The following is a 15,141-nucleotide window of genomic DNA, read 5'->3' on the forward strand; positions in this document are numbered from 1 at the left end:
CCGGAAACTTATGGTCAATAGTGCGCAATAATATGCCAACTTACTAAATAGTTGGTTACTAGCACACCTGATTATCTGTAACACCTGTTATTGTCCATTAACGCACAGAAAACGTCCGTTTTTGATACAAGGTTGTCTGAACAAGCTGCTATCAGACGCAGTACAATGGCAACTAATGGGTACAACAATCAAAAGTAATTCATTCAAAACTGGATCGCGCATGAACTTAAAGGATACCGTTTCCAAGAAAGCAACTTCCCTTCATAGAATTATACCAACATACTGCGCTTACCATTGACAGGTGAGGAGCTGTAAATCTTTTCTGAAACGAATCTTGATGCAGCAAAGATGTCAGCGTTTTTGAGGAACGACTATATTCTCATGTACAGCGCTCCTGAACTGATCCTATCCGCAACAATGAGTGTGTTTGCTTGTCAGCATTTCAGTCGGTCTTCTCCGTAATATGAAGGTTTAACCCCGTTCTTGTCTGCATAACAAAACGAATAATTTTCCCATTGACGTCCCGATACATCTCGCCAATAGTAGAGGTATTATCAAAATAAAATTTGTCCCTGGCATAAGGTATCAATTGCCATTTGGCAGCGTTATTTTTCTGAAAGAATAATTTGCCCTCTTCCAGGCGAATGTCATAAAGGGTTCCCTGTTTATTTTTATAAACTCCCGTGTAAGATTGCAACTGATCCGGAAGCATGGAAAACGGTTTAATTGCAAGAGGCTTACCAATGGTAATTGCCGCGAGATCTGCGGCCAGCAATTCCGGCAGTTTCCCTCGGAAGTTATAAAGCACAACTACAAGCACATCCTCAGTCGGCAGATACATTACATGGCTCATAAAGCCTCCCATATTGCCACCATGTTCTATTACAGGGCTACCCTGTAATTTACCAATAAACCATCCATACCCATAATCCGTTTTACTGCCATCAGTCAGCGTACTTCTTGTCCAGGCTTTCATTAATGTTTCTTTTCGGATGAATTTATCGGACCAAAGAGCCTGGTACCACTTCAGCAAATCTGCTGCGGTCGATTGCAGGGCACCTGCTGCAAAAGCGATCTGCACATTCCCGTTGACTGCATTTTCTATTCCCCGGCGTGTGTACAGGTAAGAAGAAGCCCTGTTGGGAACCAGTCTCATATCATTACCGTAGAAAGAATGATCCATGCCTGCAACGGAAAAAATGGTTTTTTCCATATATTCCGGGTAGGGCTCCCCGGTTACTTTTTCGATAATATAACCGAGTAACTGGTAACCGGAATTGCTATATGCCCAGGCAGTACCCGGTGCAAAATCAAGGGCCAGGTCTTTGAAGGTAGCCATCACCTGCTCTGCACTTAACCATCCTCTTCCCATTGCCAGCAAGCTACTGATACTTTTTGCATTGGGAACTCCGGCGGTATGGGTTAGCAATTGTTCAACACTGATTTTTTTTAATGCCTCCGGGTATGCAGGCAGGAACTTCCCTACGGTATCCTTCACGGAGAGTTTCCCTTTTTCGACAAGATCCAGGATGGCTACTGCGGTAAACTGTTTGGTAAGAGATGCAATACAAAACACCATATTTTTTTTCATAGGCACCCCCAGCTCCAGGTTTGCCATGCCAAAAGCCCGCTCATAAATGATAGCCGATTTCCGGGCTACCAGCACCACGCCGCCCGGTTCTTCCATTTTATATTGAGCGTTGATCATGCTGTCAAACTGGTTGTTTAAATCCTGGGCTGCTGTGGCCAGACTGGTAAGTAAACAGATAGTGATTGTTATCCTTTTCATGACGCGAATATATACCCGGCCGGCAATACCCGATCAGGATAATCTGCCAACACCCCGATCTGCTCTGCAAACCCGAAATGGATTTGTTCGGTTTGGCGTAATTTTGAAATATGAAGGCCAGAATTTTATTATTTCTGCTTTGGTATACGCTGTTCTACTGGTGGCTGAATATATCCTGGGTAAGACCTGTTACCCTTCTGCAGTATCAGCGTGGCCTTTATTGGAATCTAAGAGACTACCTGCTATGGATGGTTATTGCATTGATTCCCTATCTTATGCTGTTAAAGTACTATCCAAACCGGAAATTAAGAGGCATACTGCTGATCATTATATCACTAACGGCTATACATTATCTCCGGCTTAATATAGTTTATGCCTACAGATTTCCCTGGGTTGCTTACATAATGAAAAATGCGCATCTATTCTTCTCAGTGCCTCTGTTTGGTTTTACTTTTTACTTTATACGGCACGGACAATACAAGCAATTGCGGGAAAAAAAATTATTGAAGGACGCCCGGCAATCTGAACTTGACTTTTTGCGTTTGCAGATTAATCCGCATTTTCTTTTTAACAGCCTGAATAATATTTATGGGCTAGTTTATGAAAACGCTCCTAATGCACGGGACGCAATAAGAAGCCTTTCCCGGTTGATACATTATTCTTACCAGGATATGAATAGGAGCAAAAAAGTTTCCCTGCAAAATGAATTGCAATGTATCCGGCAGTATATTGCATTGCAGGAATTGCGTTATGCTGTAGACTTGAATGTATTGCTGGAAATAAAAGATCCACCGGAAACAGTAATGATTCCACCCATGCTGCTGATCCCTTTTGTTGAAAACGCGTTTAAACATGGGGATTTTTCGACTGGCCCGCTGGAGATCAGGGTGCATACAGATAACAGGCAAATGCAATTCTATTGTTCCAATCCCAAAAAAACAGACGGCTGCAAAAAAAAGGCGGGTATCGGACTGCAAAATGTCCGGCGAAGATTGGTGCTGATATATGGCCGCCATCATGAACTAAAAATCAGGGAGACGCGTACGCAATTTTCCGTCTATTTAAAAGTGAATCATGAAATTAATGATCAGAGATAATAGGGACATGTATAAATTTGCTGCCGGATATTTTGTTTTCTATATGATGATCTGCTTTTCCCTTCCTGCGCAGACCACCGGTATCTGGTTGCGCAACGGCATATTTTGCTTTTTCCAGGCGTTTCTCCCATACCTGCTGCTGCTACGTCTTTTTCCCTATAAAAAAGTCCGTTGTATGGTATTCCTCGGCGGGATTGTCTCTTTAAATTATAGTTTAGGTTATGGTCTTGAGCAATTGTTCAGGCCGGTTAGCATTGACCAGTATATTGATGAAACGTATCCCTTATTAATGACCATAGTATTATATGGCGTCCTTTTCTTTTTTGTGAGATATGCCGGTTTAAAGGCCATTGCCGAACAACAGCAGCAGATCGGGGATTATGAGGCCATGCTGGATCAGTATCGCAGGCAGCTTCCGCAGGAAATCCTATTTAAGCAACTTGAAAAGATAGAGGAATTGGTAAACAACGAATCTCCGGAGGCGCTCCCTGCGATTGTGAAGTTATCGGATCAGTTAAGAGGGGTGATTTATTAATAATTGATGCAAATGATAAAAGATATTTCCTGTCTCATCCTGGATGACGAACCCATTGCCGCCCGCCTTCTTGCGCAATATGTAAAAAGGACGGAGGGCATGAAATTGCACCTGCAGACGGATAGTGCTGAAGCAGCGCTGAAGGCTATTACACACCATAATATAGACCTGGTACTGCTTGATATAGAGATGCCTGGCATGAATGGTGTAGAACTGATGAAGATCATTCATGCGAAGACCCACATTATCATCACAACCGCCTACCCCGAATATGCCGTAGAAGGATATGAACATAACGCGGTGGATTTTCTGATGAAGCCGGTCACATTTGAACGCTTTTCCCTGGCTATTTTGAGGGTTAGAGAAAGGATGGTGGCTACGAAAGAAATGGACAGGGAACTTATGGGACATTTTTTTATCAAATCCGGGCATCGGATACACCGGATCAACTACCAGGATATACTTTTTATAGAAGGGCTGCGGGACTATATTGCGATTCACACAATAAAGGGCAAGATAATGAGCCTCGATAGTCTCACCAACATGGAAATACTATTACCGAAAGTACAATTTAGCCGTATTCATAAATCATATCTGATTAATAAAACAAAAATCGACTCCCTGGAAAAATGGAAAGTGGTGATCCATGACCACCCGCTCCCTGTTGGTGAAACATACAGGAAAAAATTGACTGATGAGCTGGGTCTCTGATTGATCTTCTCCCATACAGCTACAAAAAAATCACTTTTCTCCAAATCCCCCAACTTTTTCACTTGTTCCCATTTATCCGCCCTCCTTACAGAAAAGATATTGTTTTAAAAACCGGAAGTCGGCTTTGTGCGTAAAGAGGGATAAAAAGCAAAAAGGACCATCATTGCTGATGATCCTTTTTTGCGGACCGGACGGGACTCGAACCCGCGACCTCCGCCGTGACAGGGCGGCATTCTAACCAACTGAACTACCGATCCTTGTGTTATTTCCGTTGGGAGTGCAAATATAGGCGATGCTTTTTTCCCGTCAAAACTTTTTGCCACTTTTTTTATACAAAATCCAGAAATATTTTGCTGCAGACAGTTCCCCGGCCCTGTCACCCGCCGCTACCTATTACTGCGGTTTGCTTCCAATAGGTAGGTACCTGTTGCAGCTGCCAACAGGTAAAGATTTCCCGGCTGCGCTCGAATCCGATAGCTATCGGATGACAACGGTACTGTTATTATGTGCCATCATTGCTGAGTACCTGGTTTACGACCCGGAAGGGACCCAAACCTGCGACCTCCGCGGCCGAAGGGTGCCATACGGTTGGTGGTCTTTCGTTGCGATAATATCTTCCATAAAAATTGCCATTGCACGCCATCTGTGCTACCTTCGCCGCAGTTTTGCAGAAGCTAGTCGCCACGATATTACTTTTTGCCTTCTTTGGACAGAGTTTCAATCAATACTGGTATTACCTGGATTACCTGGTTGAGAAAAAGGAATACGTAAAGCGCTGCGAAAACAAAGCCCTGCCGCAGTTGCATTGTAACGGAAAATGCCAGCTGATGAAAAAGATCAGGGAGCAGCAGGAAAAAGACCGGGGGCCGGCACCGGAATTAAAGTTGGCTGCCAAATCAGACCTCATTCCCCCCTCTGTTGCGTTTAACCTGGCACCACTTAAAACGAAAGAAGCAACCCGTATCTTTTTAGCCCGCACCATCGGAGCCCCGGTAGACCGGCCTTCCGCTCTGTTTCGTCCCCCGGACGCCCTGCCCCACTCCTCTTGACGCTAACACGTCGGCTTTTCATCTACACGTATTTTAAGGAACCGGTATTCCTATGCCTGTGCTTAGAAAACGTGCATCTCATTGATACCATCAATTTATTAAAATGAAATTTTTCACGATACTCTGTATAGGAGTACTGTATGGCAGCACCCTGCTTGCACAGCCCTCACTTACAGGAAAAATAACAGACAAGCAAACCGGGGAACCCCTTACAGGCGCAACGATCAAAGCAGGAATGCAAACGGCAACCACTTCAGTAAACGGAACATTTACCCTGTTGCTGCAACAGCATCCGATGCAGCTAACCGTTTCGTTTGCCGGGTACGAAACAAAGATCATCCGGATACCGGAGCATCCGCCGTTCCTGCACATTGCATTGGTCGGCAACAGCGTTAATCTCAGCACCGTTTCCGTAACGGGCTATCAAACGAACCGGAAGCTCCTGGAAACGGCCGGTTCCATCGGCGTGTTAAACGCAGGGGTACTCGGACGCGGCGATCATATGGATATTATGGCGGCCATGAATACCATCCCGGGTGTTAAAATGGAGGCCTATTCTGCAGGCAATTACCGGATATCGATCCGGGGCAGCCTGATCAATAATCCCTGGGGGATCCGCAATGTGCGGATCTACTGGAACGATATCCCGCTGTCTTCTCCCGATGGCACGGCGCAAAAAAGCATTGACTTTGATCCGGCCATCATCGGCTCGATGGAAGTACTCAAAGGGCCCTCCGGCAGTATGTACGGTGCCGGTAATGGCGGTGTATTGCTTATAAAGAACACCAGCGCCGCATTGGGGCAGCATACCCTGGAGGCCGGGTATACCGCCGGTTCTTACGGCTTTAGCCGGTTTACCGCTTCCTATAAAACAGCCGACAGTAATTTTAATCTTTCCGCCAATGTGGTGCGGCAGCGCTACGATGGCTACCGTGAAAATAACTGGGGCAATAAGGACCTCGTTAATATTTTCTCGGAGTACCGGCCAAACGAAAAACGGAGCCTGAGTTTCTTTGTAACCCATACAACCGGAAGCCTGGGTATTGCCGGCGGGTTAACAAAATCCCAGGCCGATTCAATGCCGCGTCAGGCGGTGGCTTATAACCGGGAAAATAAAACATCGGTGAAGAACTATAATGCAACGGCATTGGGTGCTTCACAAGCCTATCACTTCAGCGATCATTTCTCCAATACCACCAGTGTGTACGGCAACTTTCAAACCTATGATCATCCGTTTGGCTCCAGCAGTTACTATAACGGCTACCTGAAGGAAAGCCTGACGGGTTATGGCGCTCGAACAAAATTTATGTACGCGCCTTACCTGGGCCGCATCAAAAGCCGGTTTAGCCTTGGGGGAGAATACCAGTATCAGCACCAGTTTGGCAATACCTTTACCATCATCAACGACGTACCCGGTACATGGCCGGAGCCCGGAGACCTGCGTCAGAACGATATCGTTATGTCTGCATCCAGGGCCCTTTTTGCGCAGGCCGAATTCGATCTGCCGCTGCAGTTACTGCTAACGGCCGGTGCCAGCTATAACCATTTATCCTACGATATCCTGGACCTTCTAAAAGATTCAGGGCACGTGAGCTATACGGGGTTGCTGAATTTCCCGGACAGGATCTCCCCAAGGATCGGGCTTGTAAAAAAGCTCACCCGGAATGTAGCCGCACATGCCAGCATGAGCTACGGATACTCTCCCCCGCCTGTTTCTGAAATCAATAATTATGATGGAACGCTGAACAAAGAGATCCGCCCGGAGGATGGGCGGAATTATGAAGTAGGATTGAGAGGCTCCGTTTTAAAAACAAGGCTCAATTTCGACATCACCGCCTACCAGCTATTTTTAAAAAATGCAATTGTTCCCGTTGCAAAACCCAACGGTACCACCGCCTATAAAAATGCAGGCGCTGCCCGTCAAAAGGGGCTGGAAGCCTTCGTTTCCTATATCCTGGTAAATGATCCGCTCAGTCCCGTTTCATTTATGAAACCATGGATCAGTTATACGTTCAACGATTACCGGTTCACGGATTATAAAACGCAATCTTTCGATTGGAGCTCCTCCACCGTGGTTACCCGGGATCATTCCGGGAAACATGTAACGGGCGTGGTTCCGCATAGCTTGTCGGCGGGGGCCGATATCGATACCCGGTATGGCTTATTTTGTAACATCATTTACTATTACTATGATAAGATCCCTTTAAACGATGCGAATACCTACTATTCAGATCCCTATGCACTGCTCAATATAAAGCTGGGGTTCAAAAAGGAATGGGACCGGCTGGGCCTGGAACTCGCTGCTGGAGTTAATAACGCCCTGAATACCGCCTACTCTTCGCTGATCTTATACAATGCAGATGCCAATGGCATACCACCACAGTTTTATAATCCATCGGCAGGCATCAATTATTATACAGGTGTAACATTAAAATACAACTTCAAATGAAACAGTATCCGATTCTTACCGTGCTCATTATGCTGATGGCCGCTTGCGGTATCAATAAAAAAAACAATTCCCGGGAGCAGTCCCAGGTGCTTTCAGATACCGCAAAAAAAGCCAACTGTGTTTTCCTTACCGGTGATGAACAGAACCGGCCCGTGATCAGCTGGTGCGAGACGGATAAAAGCACCGGCATCAAACTTTTTTATATGGCATTTTTTGATGCGGAACGGCAGGGTTTCGCACCAAAGATCCCGGTACCCATTGAACAGAGCGCCCAGTTTCATGAAGAAGGCATGCCCAAAGTTGCTTTCAAAGGCGATGGAACCATTCTTGCCATTTATGAAACTTCGGCTCCAACGGAGCAAAACCGGTATGCCGGTTCGGTAAAATACATGGTTTCTTCAGACAAGGGAAAAACCTGGAGCCCGCCGCGTTATCTGCACCAGGATACGGCCGCCGGCAAAAGTCATTCCTTTGCAGCCATTACCCGTTTAAGCGATGGCGAAATTGGCGCCTGTTGGCTGGATGTGCCGTTGCGCGGCGGAGGCAACGGTCGCTCCGTAAAATTTTCTAAAACCGGCCCGGGGAACTTTTTCCATGAGGAAACAATACTGGATTCTGTTGCCTGCGAATGCTGCCGGATCGCCATCTGCAGCAATGAAAAGGGTAACATAGCCGTTGCTTTCCGCGATATCATCAACGATTCTTTAAGAGATGTATCCATGATCACCTCCGCCGATAACGGCAAAAGTTTTACACCTGCAATGCCTTTCAGTAAGGATGGCTGGGTGATCTACGGTTGCCCGCACAACGGTCCGTCCATCGCCATGGATGATAAAAACATCTACGCCACATGGTTTACGGGAGGTCCTCAAAAAGGTATTTATTACTGCACGCTTAACGATCGGCTGCAGGAAGCAGACCGCATGCTTATCAGCACCCAGGGCCGGTTTGTTCAGGTATGCCGTATGCCGGACGGAAGCCGTCTTTTAGCCTTTAATGAAAGCCGCAGCGAAGGCGCGCTTCAATATAACAGGATCGTATTAAACAAACTGGTCGGTAATAACCGTTACAGTTTCGAAATGGACGCCCCAAAATCGCAGGCAAGCTACCCGGTTGTTAAAGCCTTTGGCACCGGTAACGTTCTTGTAGCCTGGAGCCAGGACGATAAAATTTATTATGGCCTGGTAGATGCCGCAGATATAAACACCCCTGTTCAAAAAACCAGTGTGGCTGCACCCGGCACGGCGCCCCGGTTAAATGCCGTAAAAACAGTAAATCCCAGGGATCCCGTATGTGGCATGGCGATACAGGCGCATCCTGCAGATACCGCCCATTATCATCAACAGGTAATTGGCTTTTGCTCCGATCTATGCAAGGGAAAATTCTTAAAAGATCCGGGCGCTTACCCCCTGCAACAATAGGGCAGCCCTGGATACCGGAGCTTTTTGTAGTGCTTCATTACAGGTATCCCCGGTTGTTTTAATAAAACCGGGGATCAGATCTTAAATAGCTGTAACGGTGCCGGACAGATCACCGGTTGCCGTTTTGCAATATTCAAAGCCGGGGAGTTTATAACTCCCGGACGCGGATATTCCGGATCCGGATCTCTGAATCATGCCCCAGAAATGCGATATGTCCTTTTTCATACAATAACCGGGGATCCTTGGCCCGTGCAGCCGCCGGCAATGCCTGGATATCTGTATCCAGGATGGTTTCGCCGTTCAGCACTATCTTTATTTTAGAGCCCTGCACCGTCACCTCCTGGTAATTCCAGGTTCCTGCCGGCTTTAATCCCTTGCGCTTTGCCGGAACATAACCATAAAGTGATCCGTGATATTGGTAGGGCTTAAGCGCTTTATATACCGCTGCGTCGTTATCCAGGATCTGCAATTCGATACCGTCATATCCTTTTGTGCCTTCTACCAGTTTATGATGAAAGCCCAACCCGTTGTTGGCAGCCGGCGTGAGCAGGAACTCAAAGCGTAGGATACAATCCCGGTATTCATTCCGGCTGTATAAATTACCATAGCCTTTTGTTTTTTTAACAATGGCATTTTCACGAACCTCGTACTGGTTATTAGCGTCGATCCAGTTGTTTAAGGACTGGCCGTCGAACAACAACACATAGCCCTCCTTTTGCTCCTTACGGGATAAGGCATTGCCATCCGCTCCGGCTGAAGGAGCCGTTTTGGGTGCGCAACCAAATACCGTAAAACCAATCAGGCACAGCAATACATTTCTTCTGATACAATTGCTCATAACAATGTTTTGATAAGGTAAATAAGATTGAAGCAGGCCGTTTATGCCGGCATCCGTTGTTTCATGGCTTCATAGAGGATCATGCCGGTGGCAACGGACACATTTAAACTTTCAAATTGATTGTACATAGGGATGGAAATAGCCGTATCGCATATTTTCAGCAGGGCCGGATAGATTCCTTTTTCTTCGCTTCCCATTACAATAGCAGCAGGAATACGAAGATCAGCCGTGGCTACCGGGATGGCCGCTTCCATGGCACTGGCAAATACGGTAACGCCGTTCAGATGCAGCTCATCTACCGCCTTCATTAAACTGTTTACCCGGCATACCGGAATTTTTTCCAGCGCGCCGGCAGAAGTAAGAATCGCATCGTCATTCAATGCGCCCACCCCTTTATCTGGTATAATGATGGCCTGCACACCACAGCACCAGGCCGTACGTGCAATACCGCCAATATTCCGTACATCCGTAATGCCATCCAGTATTAAGAACAGTGGAACCTCGCCGCGCTCAATTACAAAAGAGATGATATCCTGCAGGTTCTGGTAGATAATCTTCGACTTTTGGGCCACTACGCCCTCATGGCCCTCCACATTAAAATGCGCCAGCCGGGCAACAGGTACATAGTTTACAGGCACCAGTTTGGCGGCGGCCAGCCGGCGGATCTCCCCCGCCACCGGGTCATTCAGTTTCTGATCAAGGTAAATACGGTCCAGTGCTTCGCCCTGTTCCAGGGCCTGTATTACAGCCTGCCGGCCATACACCAGGCTGGACTTTTTGGGTCTTTGTTGTTTTTTTCTGAAATCTTTCACCACGCAAAGAAAAGAAAACCCGCTTTAAAAACTGATTTTTAATCCCGACGTTTTTTGATCCCATTCCAGGATCCATTGCAGGAACTTAACGGCCAGTATCACCAGCAGCACCAGGATGGCCCCGGTTACCAGTAAAACCATAAGAATAACCGATCCCGCACCACCCTTATGTTTCCCTTCGGTATAATGTTCGGTAAGCAATTTCAGATTACGCGTATTGGCCTTATATATAAAATCGAAGATCCATCCCAGTATGGGAATCGCACCTATAAAAGCATCGAGGGTTGCATTTACCACCATTTTGGCCACCAGCCTGCCCGATGCGCCGTGCTGCGCCATGGTGATGATGAGCCCTACAGACAACAGGTACCCGCTTACATCTCCCAGCACGGGGATAAAATTCAGTAAAGGGTCCAGTCCGAATTTAAAGCCCCCAACGGAAAACTGTTCATCCATCAGCCGGCTGATGGTTCTTACCGTTTTTAAACGCGGATCGGTTGCGGCAGATACTGCTGCAGGTAACGTTGACCTGTTTTGACGTTTTGCCATGCTTTATAGAATATATGCGTTTGAAGAGCCACTACAAAAGCGCACCCGTATGTTTCAATAACGCGGCCTTCTGAAAAGCGGCTACGGAGATCGCATCGGTGATCACGCCCGTTTCCACCATTTCCAGGGCCTCTACCAGCGGGAGCTTCCGGATGGTGAGTTGTTCCGTTTCCTCCGGATCGGGCGTTTTTTGAACGAGGCCGGTAGCCAGGTATATAATCGCCAGCTCATCCGATACCGAATTGGATAAATGCATCCGCAGCAACTCCTTCCAGTGCAGGGCCTCCAGACCCGCCTCCTCCAGCAGTTCCCTCCGTGCACTTTCCAGCGGATCGCTGCCTTCAGGACAGCCGCCTTCGGGGATCTCCCAGGTATAAGCGTCAATAGCGAAACGGTATTGCCCGATCAGGTAGGTATGTTGATGCGCATCCAATACGAGGATCCCAATGGCAATATTCTTAAAATGTACTTTCCCATAGATCCCCTTTCCGCCTGCAGGATTGATCACATCAAATTCTGTTACATTGATCCAGGGATTATCATATACCTCCTGTTTGCCCAAAACCTTCCATGGATTTTCCATAGCCATCATTCCTGTTTTTTTTGAATCCTAAAATTAATGATTAATATTTCAGTAAGCGGCCGCAACCGATCCAAAATAAAACAGGGCCGCCGCTCACCCCGTGCTAAATTAACAAATCTGCGTGTTGTGCACCCCTTTATAACAATAATTCAGTTAGTTTTGCGTATTAATAGTGAACAACTTAACACTTTAAAAAATAATGATTATGAAAAAAGTTTTCTTCTCCGCGGGTGTTGCCGCCCTGCTTGTACTGGGATCCTGCGGAAACAGTGCTTCGGAAAAAAGCGGAGCCGACTCTACCGCAACCAGCCAGGCAGATACGACCGCACCTGCAGCCCCCGAAACCACAGCCCCGGAAGGAACACCCGTAGCAGTGGCTAATTTACAGCTCACCAGCGACAGCACCCGGAACATTGGTTCTGCAAAATTTTACAAACTGACCGATGGAAAGATCCGGCTGGATCTGGAGATCAATATGAAGGAACGGGCCGACAGTAATGTGGCCGTGCATTTTCACGAACATGGAGATTGTGGCATGAAGGGCGAAAACTCGCATGGCCACTGGAACCCGACAAAATCGAATCATGGAGAATGGGGCTCTGCGGCCTTCCATTCGGGTGATATCGGCAATATTAAACTGGACGCAACCGGGCATGCTACAAAAAGCGTAACCACCGACCTGTGGAGCATTGAGCCGGGCGATAAAGCGATCATCGGACGCGCCATCATTGTACATGGCGGCACAGACGATTACAAGACCCAGCCCACCGGCAACAGCGGTCCCCGTGTAGGATGCGGTGTGATCACAAAGCTTTAAACCAAACTTCGTTTATTTTAAGAGTGGCGGTCTCAGGTTTGAGACCGCTTTTTTATTAGGGAGCATTACCTCCTGAAGATGTCATCCCGGACTTGATCCGGGATCTATCCCTGTTTCAGGACCTAACAACGATAGCTGCTGAAACATCCCGATACATCGGGACAGCATGACTGAAAACGTAATTTGTCGTCCTGAAGATTTTTAACACATAAATGCCGCCCCAATAATCATCAGGGCGGCATAAAAAATGGATTTGTTGTCAGTTAGCCGAGATCCGGCTGTTAATACTTTGCCACGATCCCCGTATAATTATGCGGGGTGATCTGCCGGAGTTCCTTTTTAAGATCCGCAGCAATTTTTAACCCTTTTATAAATTCATGGATAGCGGTCTTAGTGATACCCGCCTTTCCCCTGGTAAGCGCTTTTAAAGCTTCATACGGGTTGGGATATTTTTCCCGGCGCAGGATGGTCTGTATGGCTTCTGCTACCACAGCCCAGTTATCTTCCAGGTCCTGCTTCAGCCTGGCTTCATTAAGCACCAGTTTGCCCAGTCCCTTTTCAATACTCTTTATCGCAATGAGGGTATGTGCCACGGGTACTCCGATATTGCGCAGTACTGTACTGTCCGTAAGATCGCGTTGCAGACGACTCACCGGCAGCTTGGCTGCAAGGTGCTCCAGGAGCGCGTTGGCAATGCCCAAGTTCCCTTCTGCGTTTTCAAAATCGATCGGGTTTACCTTATGCGGCATTGCGGAAGAGCCCACTTCCCCGGCCTTGGTTCTTTGCTTAAAATAATCCATGCTGATATAGGTCCAGATATCGCGGCAAAGATCCAGCAGGATGGTATTTAACCGTTTGATCGCATCAAAATGCGCTGCCAGGTTATCGTAATGTTCAATCTGGGTGGTGTATTGCATCCGCTGCAATCCCAGCACCTCATCTACAAACTCGTTCCCGAATTTGATCCAATCCACTTTGGGATACGCTACATGATGCGCATTAAAATTACCGGTAGCACCTCCAAACTTGGCCGCAAACGGGATATAGGAAAACTGCTGCACCTGGTTATCCATCCGTTCTACAAAAACCATAAATTCCTTACCGAGCTTGGTAGGAGAAGCCGGTTGTCCGTGGGTTTTCGCCAGCATGGAAATATCCTTCCACTGCTTAGCCAGTTCCTTCAGCTGCGATTGAAGGTTTACATACGCCGGCATCAGCTCCTGTTCCATACTGCCTTTCCAGAGCATCGGGATAGCGGTGTTGTTCACATCCTGGGAGGTAAGCCCAAAATGAATCCACTCCTTTGCTTCCTTTGCATCGGTTTTATCCAGTTCCGCTTTCAGAAAATATTCTACCGCCTTTACATCGTGATTGGTCGTTTTTTCGATCTCCTTGATCGCCTTGGCCTGATCGGTGCCGAAGTTTTCAATCACGGCCCGCAGGTGCTTCTTGGCCGATGCCGATAATTTCAGGAATTTTTTCTCCGCCAGGAAAAAAAGATATTCGATCTCCACGATCACACGGTATTTGATCAGCGCATACTCACTGTAATATTCCTGCAGCTGCTGAACCTGTTTATGATAACGGCCGTCTACCGGCGAAATTGCTGTTAAAGACATACGTAGTTCCAAGTTTGAGGTTTCAGGTATAAAGTTTAACGTCAAACATTGAATTTTAACCCCGAAACAAATTAATTTTGCACAAAAATAAAGGATTCGGCGTGGAAGAAAAGATAAGAGTTGGAATAATTAATTACCTCAATACAAGACCCCTTTTATACGGTTTACAGTTTCCCCCTATTACCGAAAAGATCGAACTCATCGAAGATGTGCCCGCAAAACTGGCGGAGTTGCTGCTGAATGACCAGATCGATGTAGGATTGGTTCCCGTGGCCATTACGCGAAAGCTTCCGCAGTACTATATAAACGGCAATTATTGCATTGGCGCCATTGGCAATGTGGCTTCCGTTTGTGTATTCAGCCAGGTACCGCTGGAACAGGTGGAAAAAATTTATCTCGATTATCAAAGCCGGTCTTCTGTGGCCCTATGCCGGTGGCTGATTCTGAACCACTGGAAGATCCACCCGGAGATCATCGATGCCCGCAATGAGGCCTATCTGGATGAGATAAAAGGCACTACTGCCGGTTTGGTGATTGGTGACCGGGCCTTGCAACAGCGCACAAAATTTGAATATATTTATGACCTGGCTGGGGAATGGAAAAATGCAACCGGCCTGCCCTTTGTGTTTGCTGCCTGGGTAAGTACCCGCAAGCTGCCGGACCATTTTATTGCGGAGTTTGATAAAGCCAATGCCTACGGACTGGATCACCTGGATGAGGTGATTGCACGGATACCGGAAGGGATCTATGATCTCAAAAAATATTACTCACAGGATCTGAGCTATACCCTTGATGAAGAAAAACGTAAAGGGCTCGACCGGTTTTTAAAGATCCTGGCGGCACCGCTATAACCCTGCCGATTTTGTGAACGC

At 47.1% G+C, this 15,141-nt stretch carries 14 protein-coding genes and 1 tRNA gene; 8 read left to right on the forward strand and 7 right to left on the reverse strand.

What is annotated here, in order from left to right:
- Positions 1-442 precede the first annotated feature (442 nt).
- Positions 443-1,789, reverse strand: coding sequence for a serine hydrolase domain-containing protein (locus LQ567_RS05355; RefSeq protein ID WP_231003083.1), 1,347 nt, complete (start codon positions 1,787-1,789; stop codon positions 443-445).
- Between the two features lie 110 nt (positions 1,790-1,899).
- Here LQ567_RS05355 and LQ567_RS05360 point away from each other — a divergent pair, with 110 nt between their 5' ends.
- The 3 genes from LQ567_RS05360 to LQ567_RS05370 are packed head-to-tail and all read left to right on the forward strand — an operon-like array spanning position 1,900 to position 4,132.
- On the forward strand, positions 1,900-2,886 hold the full coding sequence (locus tag LQ567_RS05360) for a sensor histidine kinase (RefSeq protein WP_231003084.1): 987 nt from the start codon (positions 1,900-1,902) through the stop codon (positions 2,884-2,886).
- Positions 2,864-3,421 carry a hypothetical protein gene (locus LQ567_RS05365; protein ID WP_231003085.1) on the forward strand — a complete coding sequence of 186 codons (558 nt, stop codon included), beginning with the start codon at positions 2,864-2,866 and terminating at the stop codon, positions 3,419-3,421. The genes LQ567_RS05360 and LQ567_RS05365 overlap by 23 nt, the downstream gene beginning before the upstream one ends.
- Positions 3,422-3,433: 12 nt before the next feature.
- Positions 3,434-4,132, forward strand: a complete 699-nt coding sequence (locus LQ567_RS05370; protein ID WP_231003086.1) for a LytR/AlgR family response regulator transcription factor — start codon at positions 3,434-3,436, stop codon at positions 4,130-4,132.
- Between the two features lie 183 nt (positions 4,133-4,315).
- On the opposite strand, the gene LQ567_RS05375 is transcribed toward LQ567_RS05370, so the two are convergent.
- Positions 4,316-4,389 (reverse strand) — tRNA-Asp (locus LQ567_RS05375).
- Positions 4,390-4,764: 375 nt separating this feature from the next.
- Here LQ567_RS05375 and LQ567_RS05380 point away from each other — a divergent pair.
- The 3 genes from LQ567_RS05380 to LQ567_RS05390 all read left to right on the forward strand — a co-directional run bounded on the left by LQ567_RS05380 (position 4,765) and on the right by LQ567_RS05390 (position 9,051).
- Positions 4,765-5,181, forward strand: a complete 417-nt coding sequence (locus tag LQ567_RS05380; protein ID WP_231003087.1) for a hypothetical protein — start codon at positions 4,765-4,767, stop codon at positions 5,179-5,181.
- 103 nt (positions 5,182-5,284) lie between these two features.
- Positions 5,285-7,630 (forward strand): TonB-dependent receptor, encoded by a 2,346-nt coding sequence (locus LQ567_RS05385; RefSeq protein ID WP_231003088.1) that lies wholly within the window; start codon positions 5,285-5,287, stop codon positions 7,628-7,630.
- Positions 7,627-9,051: an exo-alpha-sialidase gene (locus LQ567_RS05390; RefSeq protein WP_231003089.1), complete on the forward strand. Its 1,425-nt coding sequence runs from the start codon at positions 7,627-7,629 to the stop codon at positions 9,049-9,051. The genes LQ567_RS05385 and LQ567_RS05390 overlap by 4 nt, the downstream gene beginning before the upstream one ends.
- A 148-nt stretch (positions 9,052-9,199) precedes the next feature.
- Here the strand turns inward: LQ567_RS05390 and LQ567_RS05395 are convergent, their stop codons facing one another.
- Genes LQ567_RS05395 through LQ567_RS05410 form a run of 4 tightly spaced genes read right to left on the reverse strand, consistent with a single transcriptional unit; the run spans position 9,200 to position 11,842 of the window.
- Entirely contained in the window at positions 9,200-9,889 is a 690-nt protein-coding gene (locus tag LQ567_RS05395) for a 3-keto-disaccharide hydrolase (RefSeq protein WP_231003090.1), read from the reverse strand.
- Positions 9,890-9,930: 41 nt separating this feature from the next.
- Positions 9,931-10,701, reverse strand: coding sequence for a 23S rRNA (guanosine(2251)-2'-O)-methyltransferase RlmB (gene rlmB, locus LQ567_RS05400; protein WP_231003091.1), 771 nt, complete (start codon positions 10,699-10,701; stop codon positions 9,931-9,933).
- 24 nt (positions 10,702-10,725) lie between these two features.
- Positions 10,726-11,250, reverse strand: a complete 525-nt coding sequence (locus LQ567_RS05405) for a DUF4112 domain-containing protein (RefSeq protein ID WP_231003092.1) — start codon at positions 11,248-11,250, stop codon at positions 10,726-10,728.
- A gap of 31 nt (positions 11,251-11,281) precedes the next feature.
- Complete coding sequence (locus LQ567_RS05410; RefSeq protein ID WP_231003093.1) at positions 11,282-11,842, reverse strand: NUDIX domain-containing protein; 561 nt, start codon at positions 11,840-11,842, stop codon at positions 11,282-11,284.
- 196 nt (positions 11,843-12,038) lie between these two features.
- Here LQ567_RS05410 and LQ567_RS05415 point away from each other — a divergent pair, with 196 nt between their 5' ends.
- A complete protein-coding gene (locus tag LQ567_RS05415; RefSeq protein WP_231003094.1) occupies positions 12,039-12,650 on the forward strand; it encodes a superoxide dismutase family protein in 612 nt (203 codons plus the stop codon).
- A gap of 281 nt (positions 12,651-12,931) precedes the next feature.
- On the opposite strand, the gene purB is transcribed toward LQ567_RS05415, so the two are convergent.
- Positions 12,932-14,269 carry an adenylosuccinate lyase gene (purB, locus tag LQ567_RS05420; protein ID WP_231003095.1) on the reverse strand — a complete coding sequence of 446 codons (1,338 nt, stop codon included), beginning with the start codon at positions 14,267-14,269 and terminating at the stop codon, positions 12,932-12,934.
- 77 nt (positions 14,270-14,346) lie between these two features.
- On the opposite strand from purB, the gene LQ567_RS05425 reads away from it, so the two are divergent.
- On the forward strand, positions 14,347-15,120 hold the full coding sequence (locus tag LQ567_RS05425) for a menaquinone biosynthetic enzyme MqnA/MqnD family protein (RefSeq protein WP_231003096.1): 774 nt from the start codon (positions 14,347-14,349) through the stop codon (positions 15,118-15,120).
- Positions 15,121-15,141 lie beyond the last annotated feature (21 nt).

The sequence above is a fragment of the Niabella pedocola genome (assembly GCF_021044425.1).
GTDB classification, from domain to species: Bacteria; Bacteroidota; Bacteroidia; order Chitinophagales; family Chitinophagaceae; genus Niabella; species Niabella pedocola.